Source organism: Acidovorax sp. Leaf78 (assembly GCF_001422735.1).
Lineage (GTDB): Bacteria > Pseudomonadota > Gammaproteobacteria > Burkholderiales > Burkholderiaceae_C > Acidovorax.
In genome coordinates this window covers 204918-230237 of sequence record NZ_LMLZ01000001.1, presented here as the reverse complement: position 1 = coordinate 230237, position 25320 = coordinate 204918, and the positions used below count along the sequence as shown (strand labels likewise).

Sequence of the window (25320 nt, the reverse complement as noted above, 5' to 3'; positions counted from 1 at the left end):
GAGCTGATGCCCATGACCCCCGCCACCCGCGCGCTGCTGATGAAGGTCAGCACCGCCACGCTGTGCACCGCACTCTTCAAGCGCGGCCTGCGCAACCAGTTCATCCAGGGCGTGCTGCCCCTGAACCCGGGCCTGCCCAACATGGTGGGCGAGGCCTTCACCCTGCGCTACATGCCGGCGCGGGAGGACCGCAACCCCATTGGCGTGTTCCAGAACCGCGACCACCCGCAGCGCGTGGCCGTGGAGCAATGCCCCGTGGGCGCGGTGCTGGTCATCGACAGCCGCAAGGACGCACGGGCGGCATCGGCCGGCGGCATCCTGGTGGCGCGGCTCATGCAGCGCGGCGTGGCGGGCGTGGTCACCGACGGCGGCTTTCGCGACAGCCCGGACATCGCCCAATACAGCATGCCCGCCTACCACGCACGCCCCAGCGCGCCCACCAACCTCACGCTGCACGAGGCCATCGAGATCAACGGCCCCATCGGCTGCGGCGATGCACCGGTGTTCCCCGGTGACGTGATCGTGGGCGACGCCGAAGGCGTGATCGTGATCCCCGCCCACCTGGCCGACGAGGTCGCCGCCGAGGCCACCGAGATGACCGTGTTCGAGGACTTCGTGCAGGAGCAGGTGCTGGGTGGCCGCTCCATCATCGGCCTGTACCCGCCCACCGACGAACAGGCGCGCACCGACTTCGCCACCTGGCGCGCCGCACAAGGGCGCTGAAAACTTGTTCACCGTCTGAGCCACCCAGGCAGCCCACCCAGAGCGAAAAACGCCAGGGCGCCCGGCCTTCAACACCACCACCCGGAGACAAAACCATGCCATCCATCCACCGCGCCACAGCACCGCTGCTGGCCCTTTTCTCCCTGTTCGCCCTGCTGGGCACGCCGCACGCCCACGCCCAGGACTGGCCCGCCGCCAAGCACATCACCTACGTGGTGCCGTTCACTGCAGGCGGCTCCACCGACATCGTGGGCCGCACTGTGGCCCACAAGCTGCAGGAGAGCCTGAAGCAATCCGTTGTGGTCGAGAACAAGCCCGGCCAGGCCGGCGGCATCGGCGCGGCCTACGTGGCCAAGGCCGCGCCCGACGGCTACACGCTGTTCGGCGGCACTATCAGCACGCACGCCATCAACGCCAGCCTGTACAAGAAGCTGCCGTACGACCCCATGAAGGACTTCGAGCCCGTGACGCTGGTCGCGCGCCTGCCCAACGTGCTCATCGTCAACGCCCAGCTGGGCGTGAACTCGGTGGCCGACCTGATCGCGCTGCTCAAGAAGGACCCGAGCAAGCGCATGTTCGCGTCGTCCGGCGCGGGCACATCGACCCACCTGGCGGGCGAGATGCTGGCCGACCTCATCGGCGTGCCGCTCACCCACGTGCCGTACAAGGGCACGCCGCCCGCCATGACGGATGTCGCCGCGGGCGAGGTGCCCTTCATGTTCGACCAGCTCACCGCCGCGCTGCCGCTGGTCAAGGCCGGCAAGCTCAAGCTGCTGGCCGTGACCACGGGCCAGCGCATCACCCTGGCACCCGAGCTGCCGACCATGATCGAGTCGGGCATCGCGGGCTTCGAGATGTCGTCCTGGCAGGCGATCTACGTCCCGAAGGGAACGCCGCGGCCCATCATCCAGCGGCTGCATGCCGAGATCGTCAAGGCCCTGAAGCAGCCCGACGTGAAAGCCAAGCTGACCGACCAGTTGGCGATGGAGATTGTGGGCAGCACGCCCGAAGAACTGCGCGAGCACATGGCCAAGGAGATCCCGCGCTGGGCGGCGCTGGTGAAGAAGTCGGGGGCGACGGCGGAGTGATGGCAAAGGGGTGAAGGCGAGATCACGTGGCGGCGGAGTGCTCGCCCACGCTGCGCCCTGACTTCGACGAGCTCAGTCCGAACGGGAGGTGGTGACTCGCGAGTCCACTTGCCAACGCCCCCGCCCGTTCATCCTGAGCCTGTCGAAGGGCCGCACTAACGCCGCGCCGTCTTCCGGAAAATTCAACCCAGCGTCTGCAGCAACTGCGCAGCCACCGCCACCGCAATCACCTCGGGCTCCTTGCCCCCAATGCCCGGCACGCCAATCGGGCAGGTCACCTGCGCCAGCTCCTCCGGCGCAAAGCCGCGTCCGTGCAGTCGGTTCGAAAAAGTCGCCCATTTGGTCTTGCTGCCGATGAGGCCGATGAACGGCAGATCCTGCCGCTCCCGCTGGCGGCGCAGGCAGGCGGCCACCACGTCCAGGTCTTCGGCGTGGCTGAAGCTCATGATCAGCACGCGCGTGCCCGGCGCCAGCCCCGGCACCGCCATCTGCACCGGGTCCGAATGCTCGCAGGCCACGCCGTCGGGTGCGGGCTGCGGAAAGATTCCGTCGCGGCTGTCGATCCAGGTGAGTGCAAACGGCAGCGGCGCCAGCACCCGCGCCAGCGCGTGGCCCACGTGCCCGCCGCCGAACAGCGCCACCGGGTGCAGGCGGGGCGCCAGGCGCTCGGCGAGCGTGGGCGCGTCGCCTGCGGTCAGCAGCTCGAACGCCAGGTGCACCACCCCGCCACAGCACTGCCCCAGGGCCGGGCCGAGCGCAAAGCGCATCGGACCGTCACCCGGCGGCGACGGTACGCCCGCCAGGCGTCGGCGCGCCTCGGCCATGGCCTGGTGCTCCAGGTGCCCGCCGCCGATGGTGCCCACGAACCCATCGGCGAACACGGCCATCCAGGCCCCGGGTTCACGCGGCACGGACCCTTGGGTAGACTCCACCCTGACCAGGCAGGCAGGCGCGGCCGCAAGGCCTTCCAGCAACAAACGCAAGTGTTCCACCGCCATCGTCCTTTTCGTTCCTACATCAGGCCCGGCGGCACCGCCTGAACGGCGAGCGCCTTCGGCCACCCACCACGAGCCACCCCACCATGTCCAACACCCCGCCCCCAGGCCCCAACGGCAAGCGCAGCCACTGGCTGCTGGCAGGCATCATGGCCGCAGGTGCGGCCCTGGTCGCAGCCTGCAGGTCCGGCCCTGAACCCACCCCGACGCCCGAGCCGGAAAGCCGCTCGCCGGCAGCCCCGGAAACCCCTGGCGTGAAGGGCCCCGTGCCTGCTGCCGCCGGCTCGGCCCGCGCCTCGGCCGCCGCCACACCCAAAGCCTACCGCCAGGACGGGGCCACGCACCTGTACGGCCTCAACAGCGAGCGCATCTTCAAGGGCAAGCTGCCGCCGCAGCTTTATGCCATCGGCGTGCTGGAAGTGGACATCGACCGCACCGGCAAGGTCAACCGCCTGAACTGGCTGCGCGCCCCGCGCCACGCGCCCGAGGTGATCAAGGAAATCGAGCGCACCGTGCGCGCCGCAGCGCCCTTTCCGGCCCCCACCCGCCTGGGCAAGGTCACCTACACCGAGACCTGGTTGTGGGACAAGAGCGGCAAGTTCCAGCTCGACACGCTGACCGAAGGGCAGCTTTAAAAAGATAGCGTCTCGCGCTTGACTGTATTGGGCTTCAAGTTCTTTTGGCCTGAAGCCCGCACTGGCAAGCGCCACTCGCTATCTATCTCATAGCACTCAAGATCCTCGGTACGTCGAATAGCTCCACGGGCTTACCAGCAGCGGCACGTGGTAGTGCTGGTCGGTGTGCGCAATGCCGAAGTCCAGGCTCACCTGGTTCAGGAAATTGGGTTCGGGCAGCTGCACGCCCCGCGCCTTGAAGTACCCCGCCACATCGAAACGCAGCCGGTAGGTGCCGGTGCGCAGGCTGGCGTTGTCGAACAGCGGCGCATCGGTGCGGCCGTCGTGGTTCAGCACCAGGCGCTTGATCAGCGTGGCGTTGTCGTCGCCGTCCGTGGAGTACAGCGCCACTTCCATGCCGGCTGCGGGGCAGCCATGCATCGTGTCCAGAACGTGAGTGCTCAAGCCCATTGGGGATTCTCCTGAAGAAAGCAGGCCGGAACAGCGCGACCTGTAGACCAAAAGTGTATACACTTTTATCCAATCCACCTATCATGCAGCCATGGAATCCTCATCCACCAGTGCGATTGTCGAGGCGTTGACCCGCGCCATCGTGGAGCACCGCCTGCAGCCCGGCACCAAGCTGGCCGAGCAAAAGCTCGCCGACCACTTCGGCGTGTCGCGCACGCTGGTGCGCCAGGCGCTGTTCCAGCTGGCACAGAACCGGCTGGTCACGCTGGAGCCCGCGCGCGGCGCGTTCGTGTCCACCCCGTCGGTAGAAGAAGCTCGCCAGGTGTTCGCCGTGCGCCGCATGCTCGAGACCGAGATGACGCGCGCCTTCGTGCAGAGCGTAACCCCCGCCAAGATCAAGGCGCTGCGCGCCCACGTCGCCAGCGAGAAGGCTGTCATGGGCACGGCCGATGCGAGCAGCCGCACCGAGCTGCTCGGCGACTTCCACGTGCGCATGGCCGAGCTCATGGGCAATGAGGTGCTGGCGCAGATGCTGGGCGACCTGATCTCGCGCTGCGCGCTCATCACGCTGATGTACCAGTCGGCCAGCGCCGCCGAGCACTCCCACGAGGAGCATGGCGACATCGTGGCCGCCCTCGCCGCACGCGACGAGACCTTGGCCGTCTCCCTCATGCAGGCCCACCTCGAACATGTGGAGGCCAGCCTGACCTTCGACCGCAAGCGCCCGGCCAGCGACCTGGCCGCCGCGCTCAGCGCGTGACATTCCCGTCCGTGACATGACCCCTTGAATCCCCGACGCCCATGATCTACGACTCCACCCAGCCCTACCCCCGCGACCTCATCGGCTACGGCAAGACCCCGCCCCACGCGCAGTGGCCGGGCGGTGCGCGCATTGCCGTGCAGTTCGTGCTCAACTACGAAGAAGGCGGCGAGAACGCCGTGCTGCACGGCGATGCGGGCAGCGAGCAGTTCCTGTCCGAAATGTTCAACCCCGCGAGCTACCCCGAGCGGCACATGAGCATGGAAGGCATCTACGAATACGGCTCGCGGGCCGGCGTGTGGCGCATCCTGCGCGAGTTCGAAAAGCGCAAGCTGCCGCTGACCGTGTTCGGCGTCTCCAGCGCGCTGCAGCGCCACCCCGAGCTCACCCAGGCCTTCGTGCAGCTGGGCCACGAGATCGCCTGCCACGGCCTCAAGTGGATCCACTACCAGCACATACCTGAAGAAGTCGAGCGCGCCCACATGGCCGAGGCCATGGAGATCATCCAGCGCATGACGGGCCACCGCGCTCAGGGTTGGTACACCGGCCGCGACAGCCCCAACACCCGCCGCCTGGTGGCCGACTTCGGCGGCTTCGAGTACGACAGCGACTACTACGGCGACGACCTGCCGTTCTGGATGGAAGTGAAAAAGAGCAACGGAGCCACCGTGCCCCAGCTCATCGTTCCCTACACGCTCGACTGCAATGACATGCGCTTTGCGCTGCCGCAGGGCTACTCGCACGCCGACCCGTTTTTCCAATATTTGAAGGACACGTTCGACGCGCTGTATGCCGAAGGCGACCCGGCCGGCGACAACGCGCCCAAGATGATGAGCATCGGCATGCACTGCCGCCTGCTCGGGCGCCCCGGCCGCATCACGGCGCTGCAGCGATTCCTGGACCACATCCAGCAGCACAGCGACGTGTGGGTGTGCCGCCGCATCGACATCGCGCGCCACTGGAAACAGGCGCACCCCTACCCTTCTCAGAAAGCAGGCTGACACCATGGCCCTGACCCTGGAACAACTCAACACGGCCAGTGCGGCCGAGGCCCTGCAGCTGCTGGACGGCCTGTACGAGCACTCACCCTGGATCGCCGAGCAGGCGCTGGCGCAGCGGCCGTTCCGCTCGCTGGCCCACCTGCAGCACGCCATGGCCCAGGCGGTGCGCACCGCGGGGCAAGATGCGCAGCTGGCCCTCATCCGCGCCCACCCCGAACTGGCGGGCAAGGCCATGGTGGCGCAGAACCTCACGGCCGAGTCCACCAACGAGCAGAGCAAGGCGGGCCTCACGCAGTGCACGCCCGAAGAGTTTGACCGCATCCAGGCGCTCAACACCGCGTACAACGAGCGCTTCGGCTTCCCGTTCATCCTGGCGGTGCGCGGGCCGCGCGGCACCGGCCTGCCCAAGCGGGAGATCATCGACACGTTTGCGCGCCGCCTGGACAACCACCCCGAGTTCGAACTGGCCGAGGCCCTGCGCAACATCCACCGCATCGCCGAGATCCGCCTGAACGACAAGTTCGCCGCCGAGCCCGTGCTGGGCAACGACGTGTGGGACTGGCAGGAAAAGCTGGCCGAACACTCCGACCCCGGCTTCGCCGAAAAGGGCCAGCTCACCGTCACGTATCTGACCGACGCGCACCGCGCCTGCGCCCAGCGCATCAGCCACTGGATGCGCGATTGCGGCTTCGACGAAGTGGAAGTGGACGCCGTGGGCAACGTGGTGGGCCGCTACCACCCCGCCACCGAAGGGGCCCGCTACCTCATCACCGGGTCGCATTACGACACCGTGCGCAACGGCGGCAAGTACGACGGCCGCCTGGGCATCTTCGTGCCCATGGCCTGCGTGCGCGAGTTGCACCGCTCCGGCCGGCGGCTGCCCTTCGGCATCGAGGTGGTGGGCTTTGCCGAAGAAGAAGGCCAGCGCTACAAGGCCACCTTCCTCGGCTCGGGCGCGCTCATCGGCGACTTCAACCCCGCCTGGCTCGACCAGAAGGATGTGGACGGCGTAACCATGCGCGCGGCCATGCAGCACGCGGGCCTGTGCATCGACGACATTCCCAAGCTGCAGCGCGACCCCGCGCAGTACCTGGGCTTCATCGAAGTGCACATCGAGCAGGGCCCGGTGCTCAACGAGCTGGACCTGCCCCTGGGCGTGGTCACCTCCATCAACGGCAGCGTGCGCTTTCTGTGCGAGATGATCGGCACCGCCAGCCATGCCGGCACCACCCCCATGGACCGCCGCCGCGACGCGGCCGTGGCCGTGGCAGAGCTTGCGCTGTACGTGGAGCAGCGCGCCGCGCAAGACGGCGACTCGGTGGGCACCATCGGCCAGCTGCAGGTGCCTGCAGGCTCCATCAACGTGGTGCCCGGCCGCTGCCAATTCAGCCTGGACCTGCGCGCGCCCACCGACGCCCAGCGCGACGCGCTGGTGAGCGACGTGAAGGAGCAGCTTGCCAAGATCGCCGCCCGCCGCGGCCTGCGCTACACGCTGGAAGAATCCATGCGCGCCGCCGCAGCACCCAGCGCGCCCGCGTGGCAGCACCACTGGGAGCGCGCCGTCGATACTCTGGGCGTGCCCGTGTTTCGCATGCCCAGCGGGGCGGGACACGATGCGATGAAGCTGCACGAAATCATGCCCCAGGCCATGCTCTTCGTGCGCGGGCTGAACTCCGGCATCAGCCACAACCCGCTCGAATCCACCACCAACAACGACATGCAGCTGGCCGTGGACGCCTTCACCCAGGTCCTGCGCCAACTTGCAGAGGAACAACAACCATGACGACGAACAACACCCCACAGAACTACGCCGCGCTGGACGCCTGGATCGACCAGCACTTCGACGAGGAAGTGCGCTTTCTGCAGGCCCTGGTGCGCGTGCCCACCGACACCCCGCCCGGCAACAATGCCCCCCACGCCGAACGCACTGCGGAGTTGTTGACTGAGTTCGGCTACACCGCCGAAAAGCACGCTGTACCCGCCGCCGACGTATTGGCCTATGGCATGGAGTCCATCACCAACCTCATCGTGCGCAGACCGTACGGCGACGGCGGCAAGACCATTGCCCTGAACGCCCACGGCGACGTGGTGCCCCCCGGCGAAGGCTGGACACACGACCCCTACGGCGCCGAGATCGTTCATGGCGCCATGTACGGCCGCGCCACCGCGGTGAGCAAGAGCGACTTCGCGAGCTTCACCTTCGCGGTGCGAGCGCTCGAAGCCGTCGCCAAGCCTACCCGGGGCGCGGTGGAACTGCACTTCACCTACGACGAGGAATTCGGCGGCGAACTCGGCCCCGGCTGGCTGCTGCAAAAAGGGTTGACGAAGCCCGACCTGATGATCGCGGCTGGTTTCAGCTACGAAGTGGTCACCGCCCACAACGGCTGCCTGCAGATGGAAGTGACCGTGCACGGCAAGATGGCCCATGCCGCCGTGCCCCACACCGGCGTGGACGCGCTGCAGGGCGCGGTGCACATCCTGAACGCGCTGTATGCGCAGAACGACGAGTACAAGAAGGTCACGTCCAAGGTCGAAGGCATCAAGCACCCGTACCTGAACGTCGGCCGCATCGAGGGCGGCACCAACACCAACGTCGTGCCCGGTAAGGTCATGTTCAAGCTCGACCGCCGCATGATCCCCGAAGAGAACCCGGTGGAAGTGGAAGCCGCCATCCGCCGCATCATCGAGCAGGCTGCGGGCGAGCGTGCCGGTATTAGCGTGGACATCAAGCGGCTGCTGCTGGCCAACGCGATGACGCCGCTGGCCGGCAACCAGCCCCTGGTGGACGCCATCCAGAAGCACGCGCAGGCCGTGATCGGCGAGCCCGTGCCTGCGGTGGGCACGCCGCTGTACACCGACGTGCGCCTGTATGTGGAGCGCGGCATCCCGGGCGTGATCTACGGCTCCGGCCCGCGCACCGTGCTCGAATCTCACGCCAAGCGCGCCGACGAGCGCCTGCAACTCGAAGACCTGCGCCGCGCCACCAAGGTGATCGCGCGCACGCTGAGCGACCTGTTGGCCTGACCCTGGAACGCTTGGGCGATCGATCCCACGCGAATTCGCGCTCCATCACTCAGCACTCCATACCGTTCAGGCTGAGCCTGTCGAAGCCTCGCGCGGCGCTTCGACGAGCTCAGCGTGAACGGTTTTTCTTCTTTCCGAGCTTGGAGCGCTTTGGCGATTTCACACGGGTTCGCGCTCCGTCGTTCAACACCCCATACCGTTCGGGCTGAGCTTGTCGAAGCCTTGCGCAGCGCTTCGACAGGCTCAGCGTGAACGGTTTTTCTTCTTTCCGAGTTTGGAACGCTTTGGCGGTTTGACACGAATGTGCGTCCAACCTTTCATCCGCCCCACGCCATTCGGGCTGAGCCTTTCGAAGCCTTTCGCAGCGCTTCGACAAGCTCAGCGTGAACGGTTCTCGTATTTTTGAAAGTGAAGGGAAGCGATCCATAAGCCCCGGTCATGCCGCACGCGCATCATTGCCGCGCTGCAAAGTCATGGCGCAATCGCTTCTGGCGGCGCGTTGACCGGCCTACACTGTCGCGGGCGCGTCCACACGATGGAGGCGCCCGTTTTGTTTTGAACCGGTTTGCGTTTTTCGTCGCGCCCCCCATCAACAACACAAGGAGATCTGCAATGAACATTCGCCAAACGCTGCTGGCCGGCAGCGTCGCGCTGGCCCTGGCCAGCCTCACCGCCTGCAGCAGCACGCCGCCCGCTGCCGCCGCAGCACCCGCCCCCGCCGTACAGCAAACGGCCTCGGCCCAGGCCGCCAGCGCCGCGTACGACTTCGACATGGACGTGTTCCACCCTGTGGTGGCACGCAACGGCATGGTCGCCACCGAACAGGAACTGGCCTCGCAGATCGGCCTCGACATCCTGAAAGCCGGCGGCAACGCGGTGGACGCCGCCGTCGGCATCGGCTTTGCGCTGGCCGTGGCCCTGCCCAATGCGGGCAACCTGGGCGGCGGCGGGTTCATGGTGGTGCACGACGCCAAGACCGGCAAGAGCGTGGCGCTGGACTTCCGCGAAGTGGCGCCCATCAAGGCCACGCGCGACATGTACCTCGATGCCAAGGGCAATGTGGTGGACGGCAAGTCGCTGTACACCCACTACGCCGTGGGCGTGCCCGGCACCGTGGCCGGCATGGAGCATGCGCTCAAGACCTGGGGCACCCTGCCCCTGTCGCGCGTGATCGCGCCCGCCATCGAGCTGGCTGACAAGGGCTTCCCGGTCAGCGAGACGCTGGCCAAGATCCTGCAGCAGGAAAAGAAGAACATGGGCAACTGGCCCGCCACCCAGGCCATCTTCTGGAAGAACGGCGAGCCGCTGAAGGTGGGCGAGCCGCTGGTGCAAAAAGACCTGGCCCAGTCCATGCGCCTGATCGGCCAGCAGGGCGCCAAGGCTTTCTATGAAGGCGAGATCGCCCAGAAGATCGCCGCCGAAATGGCACCGCACGCCGGTGCCCTCACGCTGCAGGACCTGCGCGAATACAAGGTGGCCGAGCGCGTGCCCACGCGCGGCACCTACCGCGGCTATGAGATCGTGACCATGCCGCCACCCTCCTCCGGTGGCCCGCACCTGGTGCAGATCCTGAACATGCTGGAGCCCCTGCCCCTGGCCCAGTGGGGCCCCAACAGCGCGCAGACCATCCACTACATGGCCGAGAGCATGAAGCTCGCCTACGCCGACCGCGCCGAATACCTGGGCGACCCGGACTTCGTGAAGATTCCCTTGAAGGGCCTGACCTCCAAGCGCTACGCCGCATCCCTGGCCAAGGGCATCGACGCCAACACCGCGCGCAGCGGCAAGAGCATCAAGCCCGGCCAACCCCAGCCATACGAGAGCGACCAGACCACCCACTACAGCGTGGTGGACAAGGCCGGCAACGCCGTGGCCGTGACGTACACGCTGAACACCAACTTCGGCAGCGGCATCGTCGCCAAGGGCACGGGCATCCTGCTCAACAACGAGATGGACGACTTCTCGGCCAAGCCCGGCGTGGCCAACGCCTACGGCCTGGTCGGCGGCGACGCCAACGCGGTGGCCGCCAAGAAGCGCCCCCTGTCGTCGATGACGCCCACCCTGGTCCTGAAGGACGGCAAGCCCACCCTGGTGACCGGCAGCCCCGGCGGCGCGCGCATCATCACCACGGTGCTGCAGACGGTGGTCAACACCATCGACTTCGGCATGAACCCCGCCGAAGCCGCTGCCGCACCCCGCGTGCACCACCAGTGGACGCCCGACGAGCTGCGCGTGGAAAAGGGCCTCTCGCCCGACACCCTGGCCCTGCTCAAGCAACGCGGCCACAACATCGCAGTCAAGCCGTCGATGGGCCGCACGCAGACCATCCAGATCCGCGGCGGCGCGCTGTATGGCTACTCAGACCCGCGCAATCCGGATGGGAAGACGCTGGGGTATTGATTGCTATTTATTTGATAGCTGCTAGCGATTGATAGACAAGCGTTAGCAGCCCATCAAACCTAAAATCCCGCTCGCCGAAAGGCCAGCGGGATTTTTCATGCCCGCCAGCTTCAGGCTGGCGATGCCTGCCCGATCTCGAAATTCGCCATCGTCTCCAGCGCCCGCACCATCGCCGAGTGGTCCCAGCCCTGGCCGCCATGCGCGACGCAGGCATTGAACAGCTCCTGCGCCATCGCCGTGTTGGGCAGCGGCACGCCCAGGGCCCGCGCACTCGACAGGGCGAGGTTCAGATCCTTCTGGTGCAGGCCGATGCGAAAGCCGGGGTCGAAGGTGCGCTTGATCATGCGCTCGGCATGCACCTCCAGGATCTTCGACGATGCGAAGCCACCCAGCAGCGCCTGGCGCACGCGGGCCGGGTCGGCGCCCGCGCGGGCGGCGAAGAGCAGTGCTTCGGCCACGGCCTCGATGTTCAGGGCGACGATGATCTGGTTGGCCACCTTGGCGGTCTGGCCGTCGCCGTTGCGGCCCACCAGGGTGATGTTCTTGCCCAGGCGCTCGAACAGCGGTCGGATGCGCTCGAACACAGCCTCGGGGCCGCCGACCATGATGGACAACGTGGCGTTCTTTGCGCCCAGCTCTCCGCCCGACACGGGGGCGTCCAGGTACTGCGCGCCCACGGCCTGGATGCGCGCCGCGAAGTCCTTGGTGGCCACGGGCGAGATGGAGCTCATGTCCACCACCACCTTGCCCACACTGCCCTTCAAGCCTTGGGCCACGCCGTCGGCGCCGAACAGCACCTTCTCCACATCGGGCGTGTCGGGCAGCATCAGGAAGATGATGTCGGCCCGCTCGGCCACGCCGCGCGCCGTGGTGCACTGCGTGGCACTGCTCTCTGCGATCTGCGGCGCCACCCGGCCACGCGTGTGCACATACAGCTGGTGGCCGGCGGCGATGAGGTGGCCGCATAGGGGCGCGCCCATGATGCCCAGGCCGATAAAACCGAGTTTGAGGGGGGTGTCGGTCATGTTCTTTTTCTCCTTGTGTTGTGGTGATTCGTCCATCCGCGGGTTGTGACTCATGCGGTGAGCGCCGTGCGCCAACCCAGGCCGACTTCGGTGGTGCGCGTGGGCTTGTATTCACAACCGACCCAGCCGTCATAGCCCAGCCGGTCCAGGTGCGCGAACAGGTAGCGGTAGTTGATCTCGCCCGTGCCCGGCTCATGGCGGCCGGGGTTGTCGGCCACCTGCACGTGGCCGATGCGCGGCAGATGCTTTTGCAGCGTGGCGGCCAGCTCGCCCTCGGTGCGCTGCGCGTGGTAGATGTCGTATTGCACGAAGGCGTTGCTGGCGCCCACCTCGTCCAGGATGGCCAGCGCCTGGTCTGTGCGGGTGAGGTAGAAGCCCGGGATGTCGAACGGGTTGATAGGCTCGACCAGCAGGCGCAGGCCGGCCGCCTTGAGCTCGGTGGCCGCAAAGCGCAGGTTCTCGACCAGAGTGCGGCGCAGCACGGCAGCGTCCACGCCCGCAGGCGCCTTGCCGGCCAGGCAGTTAAGTTGTGGCACGCCCAGCGCCTTCGCATAGGTGATGGCGCGGGCCACGCCGGTGCGGAACTCGGCGATGCGGTCCGGGTGGCAGGCAATGCCGCGCTCGCCCACGTCCCAGTCGCCGGCGGGCAAGTTGTGCAGCACGATCTGCAGGTGGTGCGCGTCGATCTGTGCGCGCAGTTCATCAGGAGTGTGGGCGTAGGGGAAGAGGAACTCCACGGCTTCGAATCCGGCGCGGGCAGCGCGCTCGAAGCGGTCGAGGAAAGGCACTTCGGTGAAAAGCATGCTGAGGTTGGCAGCAAAGCGGGGCATAAGGAAGTCTCCGTGAAGGTGGGTAAAAATGCGGATTACTTTGAGCTGGGGCGCCACCCCATACCGTTCGGGCTGAGCCTGTCGAAGCCAGGGCTTGGGGGTGGCCTTCGACGAGCTCAGGCTGAACGGTTTGGGTTTGAGGTTGTCTTGGAGGGCACCGGTTGCCGCCCGTCCCATCCACCGTTCGGGCTGAGCTTGTCGAAGCCAGGGCCCGGGGGTAGCCTTCGACAAGCTCAGGCTGAACGGTGGGGGTCGCCTCAGTCCAGCACCGCCAGCGCGCTCGGCACATCCGCCACCTGCGTGGCCAGCTCCTCGAACTCGACGATGTTGTCGATCTCCGTGCCCATGGCGATGTTGGTCACGCGCTCCAGGATCACCTCGATGACCACGGGCGTGGCGTGCTCGGCCATCCAGGCCTCGGCCTGGGCAAGAGCGGGTGCGAACTCCTCGGGGCGGTGCACGCGGATGGCCTTGCAGCCCAGGCCTTCGACGACCTTCACGTGGTCCACGCCATAGCCGCGCGCCACCTCGCCCTCGGCCATGTTCACGTTGTCGAACGCGAGCTGCACGCAGTAGTCGATGCTGAAGCTGCGCTGCGCCTGGCGGATCAGGCCCAGGTAGCTGTTGTTGACCAGCACGTGGATGTAGGGCAGCTTGAACTGCGCGCCCACGGCCAGCTCCTCGATCATGAACTGGAAGTCGTAGTCGCCCGACAGCGCCACGATCTTGCGCGCCGGGTCGGCCACGCGCACGCCCAGGGCGGCAGGCACCGTCCAGCCCAGCGGGCCGGCCTGGCCGCAGTTGATCCAGTGGCGCGGCTGGTACACGTGTAAAAACTGCGCGCCCGCGATCTGCGACAGGCCGATGGTGGAGACATAGCACACGTCCTTGCCCAGCGCGCGGTTCATGCACTGGTACACACGCTGCGGCTTCATGGGCACGCTGTCGAAGTGGGTCTTGCGCAGGTAGTCCACGCTGTGCTTGCGGCCCAGGCATTCGGCGGCCCAGCCGCTGCGGTCCTTCAAGCGCCCCGCGGCCTTCCATTCACGCGCCACGTCGACGAAGAGTCGGAGCGCGGCGCCCGCATCGGAGACGATGCCGAAGTCCGGCGCGAACACGCGGCCGATCTGCGTGGGCTCGATGTCCACGTGCACGAACTTCCGGCCCCGGGTGTACACATCGACGGACCCCGTGTGCCGGTTGGCCCAGCGGTTGCCGATGCCCAGCACGAAGTCGCTGGCGAGCATGCTGGCATTGCCGTAGCGCTGGCTGGTCTGCAGGCCGCACATGCCGGCCATGAGCGGGTGGTCGTCGGGGATGCTGCCCCAGCCCATGAGGGTGGGGATCACCGGCACGCCCAGCAGCTCGGCCAACTGCACCAGCAGGTCCGACGCATCGGCGTTGATGATGCCGCCGCCTGCCACGATCAACGGGCGCTCCGCGTCGTTCAGCATGGCCAGCGCCTTCTCGATCTGCGCACGCGTGGCGGCAGGCTTGTAGGGCACCAGGGGTTCATACGTGTCGGGGTCGAACTCGATCTCGGCCAGTTGCACGTCGATGGGCAGATCGATCAGCACCGGCCCCGGCCGGCCCGAGCGCATGAGGTGGAACGCCTGCTGGAACGCCTGCGGCACCTGCGCGGGCTCCAGCACCGTGGTGGCCCACTTGGTCACGCTCTTGGCAATGGCGGCGATGTCCACGGCTTGGAAGTCTTCCTTGTGCAGGCGGGCGCGCGGAGCCTGGCCGGTGATGCACAGGATGGGGATGGAGTCCGCGCTGGCCGAGTACAGCCCGGTGATCATGTCGGTGCCAGCCGGGCCGCTGGTGCCGATGCACACGCCGATGTTTCCGGCGACGGCGCGGGTGTAGCCCTCGGCCATGTGGCTGGCCCCTTCCACATGGCGCGCGAGGATGTGGCCGATGCCGCCATGTGCCTTGAGCGCCGCATACAGCGGGTTGATGGCCGCGCCCGGCACGCCGAACGCGACGCTCACGCCTTCTTTCTCCATCACCTTCACGGCGGCCTCGATGGCCTTCATTCTTGGCATTGCACATCTCCTTCGGTTGGGGTCGTTGATGTGGCAACTCTAGGCAAGCACCCTTTGCGGCGGAAGGTGGCGGCAGACCATAAAATTTATTCCACACAGGAATAAACCTCGGCGTGCGCATGCCGCACCATGCAGGCTTCAAGGAGGCAACCACGATGGACCGGCTCGATGCCATGCAAATGTTCGTGCGGGTGGTGGAGACCGGCAGCTTTACCAAGGTGGCCCGCGAGTTCGCCACCACGCAGCCCACGGTGACCAAGCAGGTGGCGGCCATGGAGGCACACCTCAAGGTGCGGCTGCTCAACCGCAACACGCGCGGCGTGAGCCTGACCGAGCCCGGCGCGCTGTACTACGAGAAGTGCAAGGCCATCGTGACCGAGGTGGCCGAGGCCGAGAGCGTGGTGCGCGTGCGCCAGACGCAGGTGCAGGGCCAACTGCGCGTGGGCAGCTCGGTGGCGTTCGGGCGGCGCGTGGTGGTGCCGCTGGCGCTGGAGTTCATGGCGCAGAACCCGCAGGTGCAGCTGGACCTGAGCTTCGAGGACCGCTACACCGACCTGGTGGCCCACGGCATCGATGTGGCGATCCGCCTGGGCAAGCTGGCCGACTCGGCCCTGGGTGCGCGCACGCTGGGCATGAACCCCTGGGTGCTGGTGGCATCGCCCACCTACCTGCGCCGCCACGGCACGCCGCGCCGGCCGTCGGACCTGAAGGACCACGCCACGCTGATCTACAGCAGCGTGCAGGGCAATGACCTGTGGCGGCTGCGCAATGCGAGCGGCGAGGCGGTGTCGGTGCCTGTCACGGGGCGGCTGCGGTCCAACAACCTCTCTGCGCTGCTGGCGGCGGCGCGCGCGCACATGGGCATTGCGGCGCTGCCGCATTACGTGGCGGTGGAGTCGCTGGCGGCAGGACGCGTGGTGGAGGTGCTCAAGACCTGCCGCCTGCCCGAGCAGGAGATCCATGCGGTGTACCCGTCACCGCGGCTGGTGCCGCAGAAGGTGCAGGCGTTCGTCGCTTTTTTGCAGGGGCGGTTTGGCAAGGACTGGGTTGACGCTTTGCCGCGTGAGGGGGCTGCGAGGAAGTAAAGGAGGGCTGGGAGATGACGAGGTTGCGCCCTGGGGGAGGCCCCCTCTCCCCGGCCCTCTCCCGCGAGGGGAGAGGGGGTGAAGGCAGGGACGCCGGTGGTGGTGGCACGGTGTTGGCCCCATGAGCCGTCGTTGCTGCGGCCTTCGCGCATCGCGGCGGGCGCGGCGGTCGCAAACATCCTTACCGTCGTGGCGCCCCTCAAGCTCCCTCTCCCCTTGCGGGAGAGGGCTGGGGAGAGGGGTAATGATCAGGCACAGCGCCAGCCCAAACCCTGGACCTTATCGCCCCGCAGCCCAGGCGCAGCCAGCGCCAGCCACTACAAAATCAGGATCGCCCGAAAGTCATTCACGTTCGTGTGCGTGGGCCCCGTGATGACCAGATCGCCCAGCGCATCGAAGTAGCCATACGCATCGTTGCGGTCCAGGTGGTCCGCAATGCGCAGGCCCTGCGCCCCGGCACGCGCCAGGGTGTCGGGCGCTACGCGTGCACCAGCGTTGTCTTCCACGCCGTCGATGCCGTCGGTGTCCGCAGCCAGCGCCCACACGCCCGGCTGGCCCTGCAGCGCCTGCGCGAGCCCCATGCAGAACTCGCCCGCACGACCGCCCCGGCCCTTGGGGGCGCCCGGTGCGCGCGGGCGGACCGTGACCGTGGTCTCACCGCCCGAGAGGATCACGCAGGGCCGCGCAAACGGCTGACCGTGCCGGGCCACGGCCCGTGCCAGCGCAGCGTGCACCTTGCCCACTTCGCGCGATTCGCCCTCGATCTCGTCGGACAGGATGTACGCCGGCACGCCCGCCGCCCGCGCGGCCTCGGCAGCAGCCTCCAGCGACTGCTGGGGCGTGGCGGTCATGTGCACGGCGTGGCCTGCGAACACGGCATCGCCGGGCTTGGGGGTTTCGAGGTCACCCGCCTCCAGCGCAGCACGCACGCTGGTGGGGATGTCGATGTGATAGCGCGCCAGGATGGCCAGCGCGTCGGCGCAGGTGGTGGCGTCGGGCACGGTGGGGCCGCTGGCGATGACCGAGGGGTCGTCGCCCGGCACGTCGCTGATGGTGAGCGTGACCACGCGCGCGGGTGCGCAGGCCGCCGCCAGGCGCCCGCCCTTGATGCGCGAGAGGTGCTTGCGCACGCAGTTCATCTCGTCGATGGCGGCGCCGCTCTCGAGCAGCGCCTTGTTGATGCGCTGCTTGTCTTCGAGCGTGAGTCCGTCAGCCGGCAGCGTGAGCAGGGCCGAGCCGCCGCCCGAGATCAGGCACAGGACCAGGTCGTTTTCCGTCAAACCCTGAGTGAGCGCCAGGATGCGCTGCGCGGCCTCAAGCCCCGCCGCATCGGGCACCGGGTGCGCGGCCTCGACCACCTCGATGCGCTGCGGCAGGCCTTCCGGCCGGGGCGGCGTGTGGTGGTAGCGCGTGACCACCAGGCCCGACAAGGGCGCATCGGCCGGCCACAGCGCCTCTACCGCCTGGGCCATGGCGCCTCCGGCCTTGCCAGCGCCCACCACCAGGGTGCGCCCGCCGCTCTCCGGGCTGGGCGGGGCGGGCAGGAAGGCCGCGGTGTTGTGCAGCGGCAGCGCGCGGCGCACGGCCACGCGGTACAGGTATTCGAGGAATTCGCCGCTTTGGCGAAGGGGGTCGGGCACGTTGTGGTCAGCGGTCATGGTGGTCTCCGCGGGCGATTGTGCGGCACCCGGCCGGCCGATACCCTGCGTGCAAGTCAAAAGAACTTCAACCGTCCACCCCCGGGTGCAGGGCCGTTGCTGCGTGGCCATCGGGGGATAACCCTATGTTCTGGTGCGCAACACTTGCCTACATTTCTTGTATGCAAGATTGATCGCAGTGCCACTTTCTCCTTTTTTCCGCAAAGGGTTCCCATGCTCCGCTTCCTCAACTCCTTGTTCGGCCGGGTGATCCTGGCCTTGATTGCCGGTGTGGCCGTCGGGCTGCTCTGGCCCGACACGGCCGTGCAGCTCAAGCCGCTGGGCGACGGCTTCATCAAGCTCATCAAGATGCTGATTCCGCTCATCGTCTTCTGCGTGGTGGTGCATGGCATTGCCGGCACGGGTGACTTGAAGCGGGTGGGCCGGGTGGGCATCAAGTCGCTCATCTACTTCGAGGTGGTCACCTCCATCGCGCTGGTGCTGGGCCTGGCGCTTGCGTTCTGGTTCGAGCCCGGTGTCGGCATGAATGTGGACCCGAGCGCGCTGGACCCCAAGGCCATGGGCGCCTATGCGGAAAACGCCAGCAAGCTCACGGGCGGCGGCTTCAGCGACTTTCTGCTCAAGCTCATCCCCACCACCGCCGTGAGCGCGTTCGCCACCGGCGACGTGCTGCAGGTGCTTCTGTTCTCCATCATCTTCGGCTGCGCGCTGGCGCTGCTGGGCGAGCGCGGCGCGCGCATCACCAGCCTCATCGAAGACCTGTCGCACGTGCTGTTCAAGACCATGGGCCTGATCATCAAGCTGGCGCCACTGGGCGTGCTGGGTGCCATCGCGTTCACTGTGGGCAAGTACGGCATCGGCTCGCTCAAGCAGCTGGGCATGCTGGTGGTGCTGTTCTATGCGGCCGTGTTCATCTTCGTGGTGGTGGTGCTGGGCCTCATCATGCGGGTCTCGGGCTTCAGCCTGTTCAAGCTGCTGCGCTACCTGCGCGAAGAACTGGCCGTGGTGTTCGCCACCACGTCGTCCGACAGCGTGCTGCCCCAGATCATGGCCAAGCTCAAGCACATGGGCATCCGCGACTCGACCGTGGGCCTGGTGATCCCCACGGGCTACTCGTTCAACCTGGACGCGTTCTCGATCTACATCACGCTGGCGGCCGTGTTCATCGCCCAGGCCACGAATACGCCCATCACCATGACCGACTTGCTGACCATCCTGGCGATATCGCTGGTCACCTCCAAGGGCGCGCACGGCGTGCCGGGCTCGGCCATCGTGGTGCTGGCGGCCACGCTGCACGCCATTCCGGCCATTCCGGCCATCGGGCTGGTGCTGGTGCTGTCGGTGGACTGGTTCATGGGCATTGCCCGTGCGCTGGGCAACCTGATCGGCAACTGCGTGGCCACCGTGGCCATCGCCGCGTGGGAAGGCGACATCGACCGCGAGCGCGCCCACGCCGTGCTGGACGGCCAGGCCGTGCCGCCGCAGCAGCAGTGACCGCATGCGACAAGCCAAGCCATAACAACCCACAACACCACGGCCCACCCCATGCACTCTTCTACCGTTCTGACCCGCCGCCGCGCTATCGCAGGCGCTGCGGGGCTGTACGCCCTTCCCTTCGGCTGGGGCCCCGCCGCCGCCCAGGGCAAGGGCGAGCCCGACCAGTTGGACCGCATCCTGCGCAGCCGGGTGCTGCGCGTGGCGGTACCGCAGGAGTTCCCGCCGTTCGGCTTCACGCGCAACGGCGTGGTCGATGGCTTTGACATTGCGGTGGCGCGCATGCTGGCCGGCGACCTGCGGGTGACGCTCAAGATCCAGCCCGTGGCCAGCGGCGACCGCCTGGCCGCGCTGCTCGAAGACCGGGTGGACCTGATCATCGCCAGCCTGGGCAAGACCGCGGAGCGCGAGCGCGAGATCGACTTTTCTACTGCCTACGCGCCCACCTACATGGGCATCTTCGGCGATGCCAGCGCGGGTCCGGCTGACCTCGCCGCCCTCAAGGGCCGCCGCGTGGGCGTGGTGCGCGGCAGCCTGGAGGAAACCGAACTCAAGGCCCAGGCGCCGCAGGCCACGGCCGTGGCATTCGACAGCTCCGCCCCCATGCTCGATGCGTACGTGCGCCGCAGCATCGACGCCTTTGCGGCGGGCAACGTGGTCGCCGAATCCATCCCCGATGCTGCGATGCGCGAGCGCATCAAACGGGTGGCCGTGCTGCGCCAAAGCCCCTGCTACATCGGCGTGCGCAAGCGCGAGCCCCGGCTGCTGGCGCGGGTCGATGAGTTCCTGGCGCAGGCCCGGTCATCGCAGGCGCTGATGGTCAACGCCATGCACTGGTTCAAGCACAGCGTCTCGCCAGAGATGTTCAAGGACACCAAGGGCTGAGCCCCGCCAACGCACCACCGCCCCCAAGACCGCGGCGTGCAGCGCCCCACCGCCGCACCGCCGCTTTGCGCCACCCCGGCAAAGGCCGTACTCCCATGATCACCTCGCTTCGCACCCGCATCCTGCTCATCACCACCGCAGCCGTCACCGTAGCCTTGGCACTCACGGGCGCTGCCACCTACACCATCGTGCGGTCGGCCACACTGCAGACGATTGAAGAAAACCTGGCCGCCATCGCCTCGGGCAACACGCTGGCCATCGAGAAATGGGTCGCCGCCAAGGCCACCGCCGTGACGGCGACGGCCGCCGTGGTCGAACCCGGCGACCCCAAGGGCCTGGTGCTGCACATGAACAAGTCCGGCGGTTTCCCGGTGACAACGGGCGGCTGGCAGGACAAGACCTGGGTGTCGAGCAGCAGCACCACGCCGCCCACCTACGACCCCACCGCCCGCCCTTGGTACAAGAGCGCGCTGCAGGCCGGCAAGCTGGTGGTGACCAAGCCGTATGGCGATGCCTCCACCGGCGAGCCCTTCGTGTCGTTCGCCGCGCCCATCCTGCGGGACGGCACGGCGCAGGGCGCGATCAGCGGCGCGGTGCCGCTCAAGGGCGTGCAAGAGGTGGTGTCCGCCGTGCACCCCACGCCCAGCAGCCTGGGCTTCGTGATCGACAAGGACGGCTTGGTGCTGGCCCACCCGGACGCCAAGCGCATGCTCAAGCCGGTGGCAGAGCTGTCTGCCGCGCTCACGCCCACCGTGGTGTCGTCGCTGCAGGGCGCGAGCCACTCGCTCGAAGCCGAACTCAACGGCGCGCCCAAGCTGCTGCGCGCACTGCCCGTGCAGGGCACCGACTGGCTGCTGGTGGTGGCGCTGGACAAGGCCGAAGCCACGGCGGGCCTCGCCAGCGTGGTGCGCACCTCGGCCATCGCCATCGTGCTGCTGGTACTGACGGCGGCTGGCGTCACCGCGTTGCTCACCGCGCAGTCGTTCCGCCGCCTGTCGCAGGTGCGCGATGCGATGGATGAAGTGGGCTCGGGCAGCGGCGACCTCACGCACCGCCTGCCCGTGCAGGGGCGCGACGAGGTGGCGCAGATCGCCATGTCGTTCAACAGCTTCGTGGACAAGATCGGCACCGTCCTGCAGGACGTGCGCCAGGGCGTGGAGTCGATGAAGACGGCCACCGACGAGATCAAGGCCGGCAACCAGGATTTGTCCAACCGCACCGAAGGCTCGGCCAGCGCGCTGCAGGAAACCTCGGCCTCGCTTTCGCAACTGACGGTCACCCTCAAGCAGTCGGCCGAGGCGGCCGCCCAGGCCACACGCCTGGCCGACTCGGCCAGCGCCACGGCGATGCGGGGTGGTGATGTGGTGGCCGGCGCGGTGAGCACGATGGACGATATCTCGGCCGCCTCGGCCAAGATCGGCGAGATCATCGGCGTGATCGACTCCATCGCATTCCAGACCAACATCCTGGCGCTGAACGCGGCGGTGGAGGCAGCCCGCGCGGGCGAGAACGGCCGCGGCTTCGCCGTGGTGGCCAGCGAGGTGCGCAGCCTGGCCCACCGCAGTGCCACGGCCGCCAAGGAGATCAAGACGCTGATCGATGCCTCGGGCGCCAGCGTGGCCACCGGCACGCAGCGCGTGCAGGCCGCGGGCAAGACCATGGGCGAGATCGTCAAAGACATCCAGCAGGTGGCGCAGATCATCGGCGAGATCAACGGATCGATGAACGAACAAAGCGCCGGCATCGGCCAGATCAACCAGGCCGTGGCCGAGATGGACCGCTCGACACAGCAAAATGCGGCATTGGTGGAACAATCCACCGCAGCGTCGTCCGTGCTGAACGAGCAGGCCCACCACCTGGCGCGCACCGTGGCAGGCTTCAAGCTCGACGGCGACCGCGCCGCATCTTCTGCGACGTCCCGCCTGGCGCTCCCGCGCTGACGCTGCCTTTACCCTGCCCTACCCCTAGACTGGCGCTGCCCGCCACATATCACCACCACCACTATCCATGAGCATCAGCCCGAACCAGATCGCACAGCAGGTGGTCGAGTCCATACTGGCCCAGAAGCTGTCCCCCGGCGAGCGTCTGGGCGAACAGGAGCTGGCCGATCTGTTCGGCGTGAGCCGCACCCTGGTGCGCGAAGCGCTGATGCAACTGCAGGCGCGCGGCTTCGTCGAGGTGCGCCCGCGCCGCGGCTGGTATGTGGTGGAGCCGTCGGTGGACGATGCGCGCGATGCGTTCTCGGCCCGGCGCATCATCGAATCGGGCATCCTGGCCGACGCCGGGCGGCCCCTGCAGTCGGTCACGCCGCGGCTGCGCGCGCACATCGCCGAAGAGCAGCAGGCCATCGAAGGCGCCGATGCCGCCACGCGCGCCTTTCTGCTGGCGGACTTCCATGTGTGCCTGGCCGAGAGCATGGGCCACCGCAGCCTGAGCGACATCCTGCGCGACCTGACGGCACGCACCACGCTGGCGGCATCGCTCTACCAATCACGGCACGAGGCCAGCCAGTCGTGCGCCGAGCACGAAGCCATCGTCGAAGCGCTGGAAGCGGGCGACACCGCCCTGGCGCGCGAGCGCCTGCTGGCCCACATCGGCCATGTGGAAGATGCGCTGAACCACGACCAGCCCATGGTGCGCGACCGGCTGCGCGACTCGCTCACGCCGCTGCCCGGTGCGCGGGCCAGCACCGACGGCTGACCTGCCTCTCTCTGCGTCTCCTTCTCCCTCCCATTCCATTCCCACCCAGCAACCGCCCCGGCCTCCACGGCTCGGGCGGTTTTTGTTTATTGCACGCGTTCGTGCGCATGCGGGTAAACCCCTGTCAATTCATGCCCCAACGGCGTTTTATTGCACCCATTTTTTGTATACAAATATAGGGTACAAAATAATCCAGGCCGCAGATGCCCGGAACCCGTCCTTTTCCACACGAGGAGACACCCGTGAACACAGCCGTCAGCAGCACACCCTTGACGGCGGGCACCGAGCCCGCCGGCCCGCACCATGGCAACGCCCTGATCAAGCCGGGCTACGACCCGCGCCTGACCAACGAGGACCTGGCGCCGCTCAAGCGCCAGACCTGGGGCCAGTACAACATCTTCGCGTTCTGGATGTCCGACGTGCACAGCGTGGGCGGCTACATCACGGCGGGCAGCCTGTTCGCCCTGGGCCTGTCGAGCTGGCAGGTGCTGGTGGCGCTGCTCGTGGGCATCCTCATCGTGCAGTTCTTCTGCAACCTGGTGGCCAAGCCCAGCCAGGTGACGGGCACGCCCTACCCGGTGATCTGCCGTGCATCGTTCGGGGTGCTGGGCGCCAACATCCCGGCCATCATCCGCGGGCTGATCGCGGTGGCGTGGTACGGCATCCAGACCTACCTGGCGTCCGGCGCCTTCTTGCTGCTGACGCTGCATTTCTTTCCGGGCCTGGCGCCGTATGCGGACGTCGCGCAGCACGGCTTTGCGGGCCTGTCCAGCCTGGGCTGGCTGGCGTTCATGGTGATGTGGGTGCTGCAGGCGCTGGTGTTCTGGCACGGCATGGAGGCGATCCGCAAGTTCATCGACTGGGCGGGCCCCGCGGTGTACGTGGTGATGGCGGTGCTGTGCGGCTGGCTGGTGTGGAAGGCAGGCTGGAAGAACATCGACCTCAACCTGGGCGGCATCAAGTTCCAGGGTTGGGACGCGGTGCCCGTGATGCTGTCGGCCATTGCGCTGGTGGTGAGCTACTTCAGCGGACCGATGCTCAACTTCGGCGACTTCTCGCGCTACGGCAAGAGTTTTGACGCGGTGAAGAAAGGCAATTTCTGGGGACTGCCGGTCAACTTCGTGTTCTTCTCGCTGCTGACGGTGGTGACCACGGCGGCCACGCTGCCGGTGTTCGGCGAGCTGATCACCGACCCGGTGCACACCGTGGGCAAGATCGACAGCACCACCGCGGTGGTGCTGGGCGCGCTGACCTTCATGATCGCCACCGTGGGCATCAACATCGTGGCCAACTTCGTGTCGCCCGCGTTCGACTTTTCCAACGTGGCGCCGCAGCACATCAGCTGGCGCACGGGCGGCATGATCGCTGCGGTGGGCTCGATCTTCATCACGCCCTGGAACCTGTACAACAACCCCGAGGTGATCCACTACACCCTCGATGTGCTGGGCTCCTTCATCGGCCCGCTGTTCGGCATCCTGATCGCCGACTACTACTGCGTGCGCCGCCAGCAGGTGCTGGTGGACGACCTCTACACCATGAACAGCCGCGGCGCCTACTGGTACAGCAAGGGCTACAACCCGCGCGCCATCTGGACGCTCATCCCCGCGGCCCTCGTGCCCATCCTGTGCGTGTTCGTGCCCGTGCTGCGGCCGGCCGCCAACTACGCCTGGTTCATCGGCATGGGCCTGGGCTTCGTCATCTACCTGGCGTTGAACCGCAAGAACTGAAAAAGAAAGAACGAATCCGTGCGCATCAAGATCATCAACCCCAACACCACCTGGAGCATGACCGAGAAGATCGGTGCCTGCGCACGCGCCGTGGCGCGGCCCGGCACCGAGGTGCTGGCGGTGAGCCCTGCCATGGGCCCGGCCTCCATCGAGAGCCACTACGACGAGGCACTGGCCGTGCCCGGCCTGCTGCAGGAGATCGCGGCCGGCGAGCGCGACGCAATGGACGGCTATGTGATCGCCTGCTTCGGCGACCCGGGCCTCAAACCCGCGCGCGAGCTGGCGCACGGCCCGGTGGTGGGCATCGCCGAGGCGGCCATGCACATGGCCAGCATGGTGGGCTCGAAGTTCTCGGTGGTGACCACACTCTCCCGCACCATGGGCCAGGCCTGGCACCTGGCCGAGATCTACGGCATGCAGCGCTTTTGCGCCAACGTGCGGGCCTGCGAGCTGCCGGTGCTGGAACTTGAAGTGCCGGGCTCGAACGCGCGCGAGCGCATCACCGAAGAATGCCGCCGCGCGCTGGCCGAAGACGGCTGCGACACGCTGGTGCTGGGCTGCGCGGGCATGGCTGACCTGTGCGAGCACATTTCGCAAGCGCTCGGCGTGCCGGTGATCGACGGCGTGGCAGCCGCCACGTCCATGGTCGAATCGCTGGTGCTGCTGGGCCTGTCCACCAGCAAGCACGGCGAGCTGGCGCGGCCCCTGCCGAAGGCCATGGCGGGCGCGCTGGCGGGTTTTGCGCTGCAGCCTGCCACGGCGGTGCGCCTGCCGCGCGCGGCTTGAATGGGG

At 67.5% G+C, this 25320-nt stretch carries 21 protein-coding genes; 15 read left to right on the top strand and 6 right to left on the bottom strand.

Annotated elements, in window-relative coordinates; genetic code table 11:
• Nucleotides 1–12 precede the first annotated feature (12 nt).
• The gene (locus tag ASF16_RS01025; protein WP_056162503.1) at nucleotides 13–723 is read left to right on the top strand and encodes a ribonuclease activity regulator RraA; all 711 of its coding nucleotides are present in this window, start codon (nucleotides 13–15) and stop codon (nucleotides 721–723) included.
• 95 nt (nucleotides 724–818) lie between these two features.
• Nucleotides 819–1811: a tripartite tricarboxylate transporter substrate binding protein gene (locus ASF16_RS01020; RefSeq protein WP_056161565.1), complete on the top strand. Its 993-nt coding sequence runs from the start codon at nucleotides 819–821 to the stop codon at nucleotides 1809–1811.
• A 182-nt stretch (nucleotides 1812–1993) separates the two neighbouring features.
• Here ASF16_RS01020 and xdhC read toward each other — a convergent pair whose 3' ends face one another.
• Nucleotides 1994–2809 (bottom strand): xanthine dehydrogenase accessory protein XdhC, encoded by an 816-nt coding sequence (gene xdhC, locus ASF16_RS01015; protein WP_056161562.1) that lies wholly within the window; start codon nucleotides 2807–2809, stop codon nucleotides 1994–1996.
• Nucleotides 2810–2955: 146 nt separating this feature from the next.
• Between xdhC and ASF16_RS01010 the strand changes: the two genes are divergently transcribed.
• On the top strand, nucleotides 2956–3441 hold the full coding sequence (locus ASF16_RS01010) for a hypothetical protein (RefSeq protein WP_056162499.1): 486 nt from the start codon (nucleotides 2956–2958) through the stop codon (nucleotides 3439–3441).
• A 96-nt stretch (nucleotides 3442–3537) separates the two neighbouring features.
• Here ASF16_RS01010 and uraH read toward each other — a convergent pair whose 3' ends face one another.
• On the bottom strand, nucleotides 3538–3891 hold the full coding sequence (gene uraH, locus ASF16_RS01005; protein ID WP_056161560.1) for a hydroxyisourate hydrolase: 354 nt from the start codon (nucleotides 3889–3891) through the stop codon (nucleotides 3538–3540).
• 91 nt (nucleotides 3892–3982) lie between these two features.
• Between uraH and ASF16_RS01000 the strand changes: the two genes are divergently transcribed.
• The 5 genes from ASF16_RS01000 (at nucleotide 3983) to ggt (ending at nucleotide 11076) form a co-directional block, all read left to right on the top strand.
• Complete coding sequence (locus ASF16_RS01000) at nucleotides 3983–4651, top strand: GntR family transcriptional regulator (RefSeq protein ID WP_056161558.1); 669 nt, start codon at nucleotides 3983–3985, stop codon at nucleotides 4649–4651.
• A gap of 41 nt (nucleotides 4652–4692) precedes the next feature.
• Nucleotides 4693–5652 (top strand): allantoinase PuuE, encoded by a 960-nt coding sequence (gene puuE, locus ASF16_RS00995; RefSeq protein ID WP_056161556.1) that lies wholly within the window; start codon nucleotides 4693–4695, stop codon nucleotides 5650–5652.
• Between the two features lie 4 nt (nucleotides 5653–5656).
• On the top strand, nucleotides 5657–7435 hold the full coding sequence (gene uraD / locus ASF16_RS00990) for a 2-oxo-4-hydroxy-4-carboxy-5-ureidoimidazoline decarboxylase (RefSeq protein WP_056161554.1): 1779 nt from the start codon (nucleotides 5657–5659) through the stop codon (nucleotides 7433–7435).
• The gene (locus ASF16_RS00985; RefSeq protein ID WP_056161552.1) at nucleotides 7432–8676 is read left to right on the top strand and encodes an ArgE/DapE family deacylase; all 1245 of its coding nucleotides are present in this window, start codon (nucleotides 7432–7434) and stop codon (nucleotides 8674–8676) included. Before uraD ends, ASF16_RS00985 begins: the two co-directional genes overlap by 4 nt.
• Before the next feature lie 612 nt (nucleotides 8677–9288).
• Nucleotides 9289–11076: a gamma-glutamyltransferase gene (gene ggt / locus ASF16_RS00980; protein ID WP_056161550.1), complete on the top strand. Its 1788-nt coding sequence runs from the start codon at nucleotides 9289–9291 to the stop codon at nucleotides 11074–11076.
• Between the two features lie 110 nt (nucleotides 11077–11186).
• Here the strand turns inward: ggt and glxR are convergent, their stop codons facing one another.
• The 3 genes from glxR to gcl form a co-directional block, all read right to left on the bottom strand.
• Nucleotides 11187–12101: a 2-hydroxy-3-oxopropionate reductase gene (gene glxR, locus ASF16_RS00975; RefSeq protein ID WP_056162496.1), complete on the bottom strand. Its 915-nt coding sequence runs from the start codon at nucleotides 12099–12101 to the stop codon at nucleotides 11187–11189.
• Nucleotides 12102–12151: 50 nt separating this feature from the next.
• Nucleotides 12152–12931, bottom strand: coding sequence for a hydroxypyruvate isomerase (gene hyi, locus ASF16_RS00970; RefSeq protein WP_056161548.1), 780 nt, complete (start codon nucleotides 12929–12931; stop codon nucleotides 12152–12154).
• 257 nt (nucleotides 12932–13188) lie between these two features.
• Nucleotides 13189–14979 carry a glyoxylate carboligase gene (gcl, locus tag ASF16_RS00965; protein ID WP_056161546.1) on the bottom strand — a complete coding sequence of 597 codons (1791 nt, stop codon included), beginning with the start codon at nucleotides 14977–14979 and terminating at the stop codon, nucleotides 13189–13191.
• Nucleotides 14980–15134: 155 nt separating this feature from the next.
• Between gcl and ASF16_RS00960 the strand changes: the two genes are divergently transcribed.
• On the top strand, nucleotides 15135–16064 hold the full coding sequence (locus tag ASF16_RS00960; protein ID WP_056162492.1) for a LysR family transcriptional regulator: 930 nt from the start codon (nucleotides 15135–15137) through the stop codon (nucleotides 16062–16064).
• A gap of 317 nt (nucleotides 16065–16381) precedes the next feature.
• Here the strand turns inward: ASF16_RS00960 and ASF16_RS00955 are convergent, their stop codons facing one another.
• Nucleotides 16382–17722: a glycerate kinase gene (locus ASF16_RS00955; protein ID WP_056161544.1), complete on the bottom strand. Its 1341-nt coding sequence runs from the start codon at nucleotides 17720–17722 to the stop codon at nucleotides 16382–16384.
• A gap of 213 nt (nucleotides 17723–17935) precedes the next feature.
• Between ASF16_RS00955 and ASF16_RS00950 the strand changes: the two genes are divergently transcribed.
• The 6 genes from ASF16_RS00950 (at nucleotide 17936) to ASF16_RS00925 (ending at nucleotide 25314) form a co-directional block, all read left to right on the top strand.
• Complete coding sequence (locus tag ASF16_RS00950) at nucleotides 17936–19216, top strand: C4-dicarboxylate transporter DctA (protein WP_056161543.1); 1281 nt, start codon at nucleotides 17936–17938, stop codon at nucleotides 19214–19216.
• A gap of 51 nt (nucleotides 19217–19267) precedes the next feature.
• The gene (locus ASF16_RS00945) at nucleotides 19268–20101 is read left to right on the top strand and encodes a transporter substrate-binding domain-containing protein (RefSeq protein ID WP_056161540.1); all 834 of its coding nucleotides are present in this window, start codon (nucleotides 19268–19270) and stop codon (nucleotides 20099–20101) included.
• A 95-nt stretch (nucleotides 20102–20196) separates the two neighbouring features.
• Entirely contained in the window at nucleotides 20197–22041 is a 1845-nt protein-coding gene (locus tag ASF16_RS00940; protein WP_056161539.1) for a methyl-accepting chemotaxis protein, read from the top strand.
• Between the two features lie 67 nt (nucleotides 22042–22108).
• Nucleotides 22109–22801 carry a GntR family transcriptional regulator gene (locus ASF16_RS00935; protein WP_056161538.1) on the top strand — a complete coding sequence of 231 codons (693 nt, stop codon included), beginning with the start codon at nucleotides 22109–22111 and terminating at the stop codon, nucleotides 22799–22801.
• 242 nt (nucleotides 22802–23043) lie between these two features.
• Entirely contained in the window at nucleotides 23044–24528 is a 1485-nt protein-coding gene (locus ASF16_RS00930; protein WP_056161535.1) for an NCS1 family nucleobase:cation symporter-1, read from the top strand.
• An 18-nt stretch (nucleotides 24529–24546) separates the two neighbouring features.
• Nucleotides 24547–25314, top strand: coding sequence for an aspartate/glutamate racemase family protein (locus ASF16_RS00925; RefSeq protein ID WP_056161533.1), 768 nt, complete (start codon nucleotides 24547–24549; stop codon nucleotides 25312–25314).
• The last annotated feature ends 6 nt before the right edge of the window (nucleotides 25315–25320 follow it).

Coding starts and splice junctions, on each gene's coding strand:
- ASF16_RS01025 (WP_056162503.1), top strand. CDS start 13: ATGACCCCCGCCACCCGCGCGCTGCTGATGAAGGTCAGCACCGCCACG.
- ASF16_RS01020 (WP_056161565.1), top strand. CDS start 819: ATGCCATCCATCCACCGCGCCACAGCACCGCTGCTGGCCCTTTTCTCC.
- xdhC (WP_056161562.1), bottom strand. CDS start 2,809: ATGGCGGTGGAACACTTGCGTTTGTTGCTGGAAGGCCTTGCGGCCGCG.
- ASF16_RS01010 (WP_056162499.1), top strand. CDS start 2,956: ATGGCCGCAGGTGCGGCCCTGGTCGCAGCCTGCAGGTCCGGCCCTGAA.
- uraH (WP_056161560.1), bottom strand. CDS start 3,891: ATGGGCTTGAGCACTCACGTTCTGGACACGATGCATGGCTGCCCCGCA.
- ASF16_RS01000 (WP_056161558.1), top strand. CDS start 3,983: ATGGAATCCTCATCCACCAGTGCGATTGTCGAGGCGTTGACCCGCGCC.
- puuE (WP_056161556.1), top strand. CDS start 4,693: ATGATCTACGACTCCACCCAGCCCTACCCCCGCGACCTCATCGGCTAC.
- uraD (WP_056161554.1), top strand. CDS start 5,657: ATGGCCCTGACCCTGGAACAACTCAACACGGCCAGTGCGGCCGAGGCC.
- ASF16_RS00985 (WP_056161552.1), top strand. CDS start 7,432: ATGACGACGAACAACACCCCACAGAACTACGCCGCGCTGGACGCCTGG.
- ggt (WP_056161550.1), top strand. CDS start 9,289: ATGAACATTCGCCAAACGCTGCTGGCCGGCAGCGTCGCGCTGGCCCTG.
- glxR (WP_056162496.1), bottom strand. CDS start 12,101: ATGACCGACACCCCCCTCAAACTCGGTTTTATCGGCCTGGGCATCATG.
- hyi (WP_056161548.1), bottom strand. CDS start 12,931: ATGCCCCGCTTTGCTGCCAACCTCAGCATGCTTTTCACCGAAGTGCCT.
- gcl (WP_056161546.1), bottom strand. CDS start 14,979: ATGCCAAGAATGAAGGCCATCGAGGCCGCCGTGAAGGTGATGGAGAAA.
- ASF16_RS00960 (WP_056162492.1), top strand. CDS start 15,135: ATGGACCGGCTCGATGCCATGCAAATGTTCGTGCGGGTGGTGGAGACC.
- ASF16_RS00955 (WP_056161544.1), bottom strand. CDS start 17,722: ATGACCGCTGACCACAACGTGCCCGACCCCCTTCGCCAAAGCGGCGAA.
- ASF16_RS00950 (WP_056161543.1), top strand. CDS start 17,936: ATGCTCCGCTTCCTCAACTCCTTGTTCGGCCGGGTGATCCTGGCCTTG.
- ASF16_RS00945 (WP_056161540.1), top strand. CDS start 19,268: ATGCACTCTTCTACCGTTCTGACCCGCCGCCGCGCTATCGCAGGCGCT.
- ASF16_RS00940 (WP_056161539.1), top strand. CDS start 20,197: ATGATCACCTCGCTTCGCACCCGCATCCTGCTCATCACCACCGCAGCC.
- ASF16_RS00935 (WP_056161538.1), top strand. CDS start 22,109: ATGAGCATCAGCCCGAACCAGATCGCACAGCAGGTGGTCGAGTCCATA.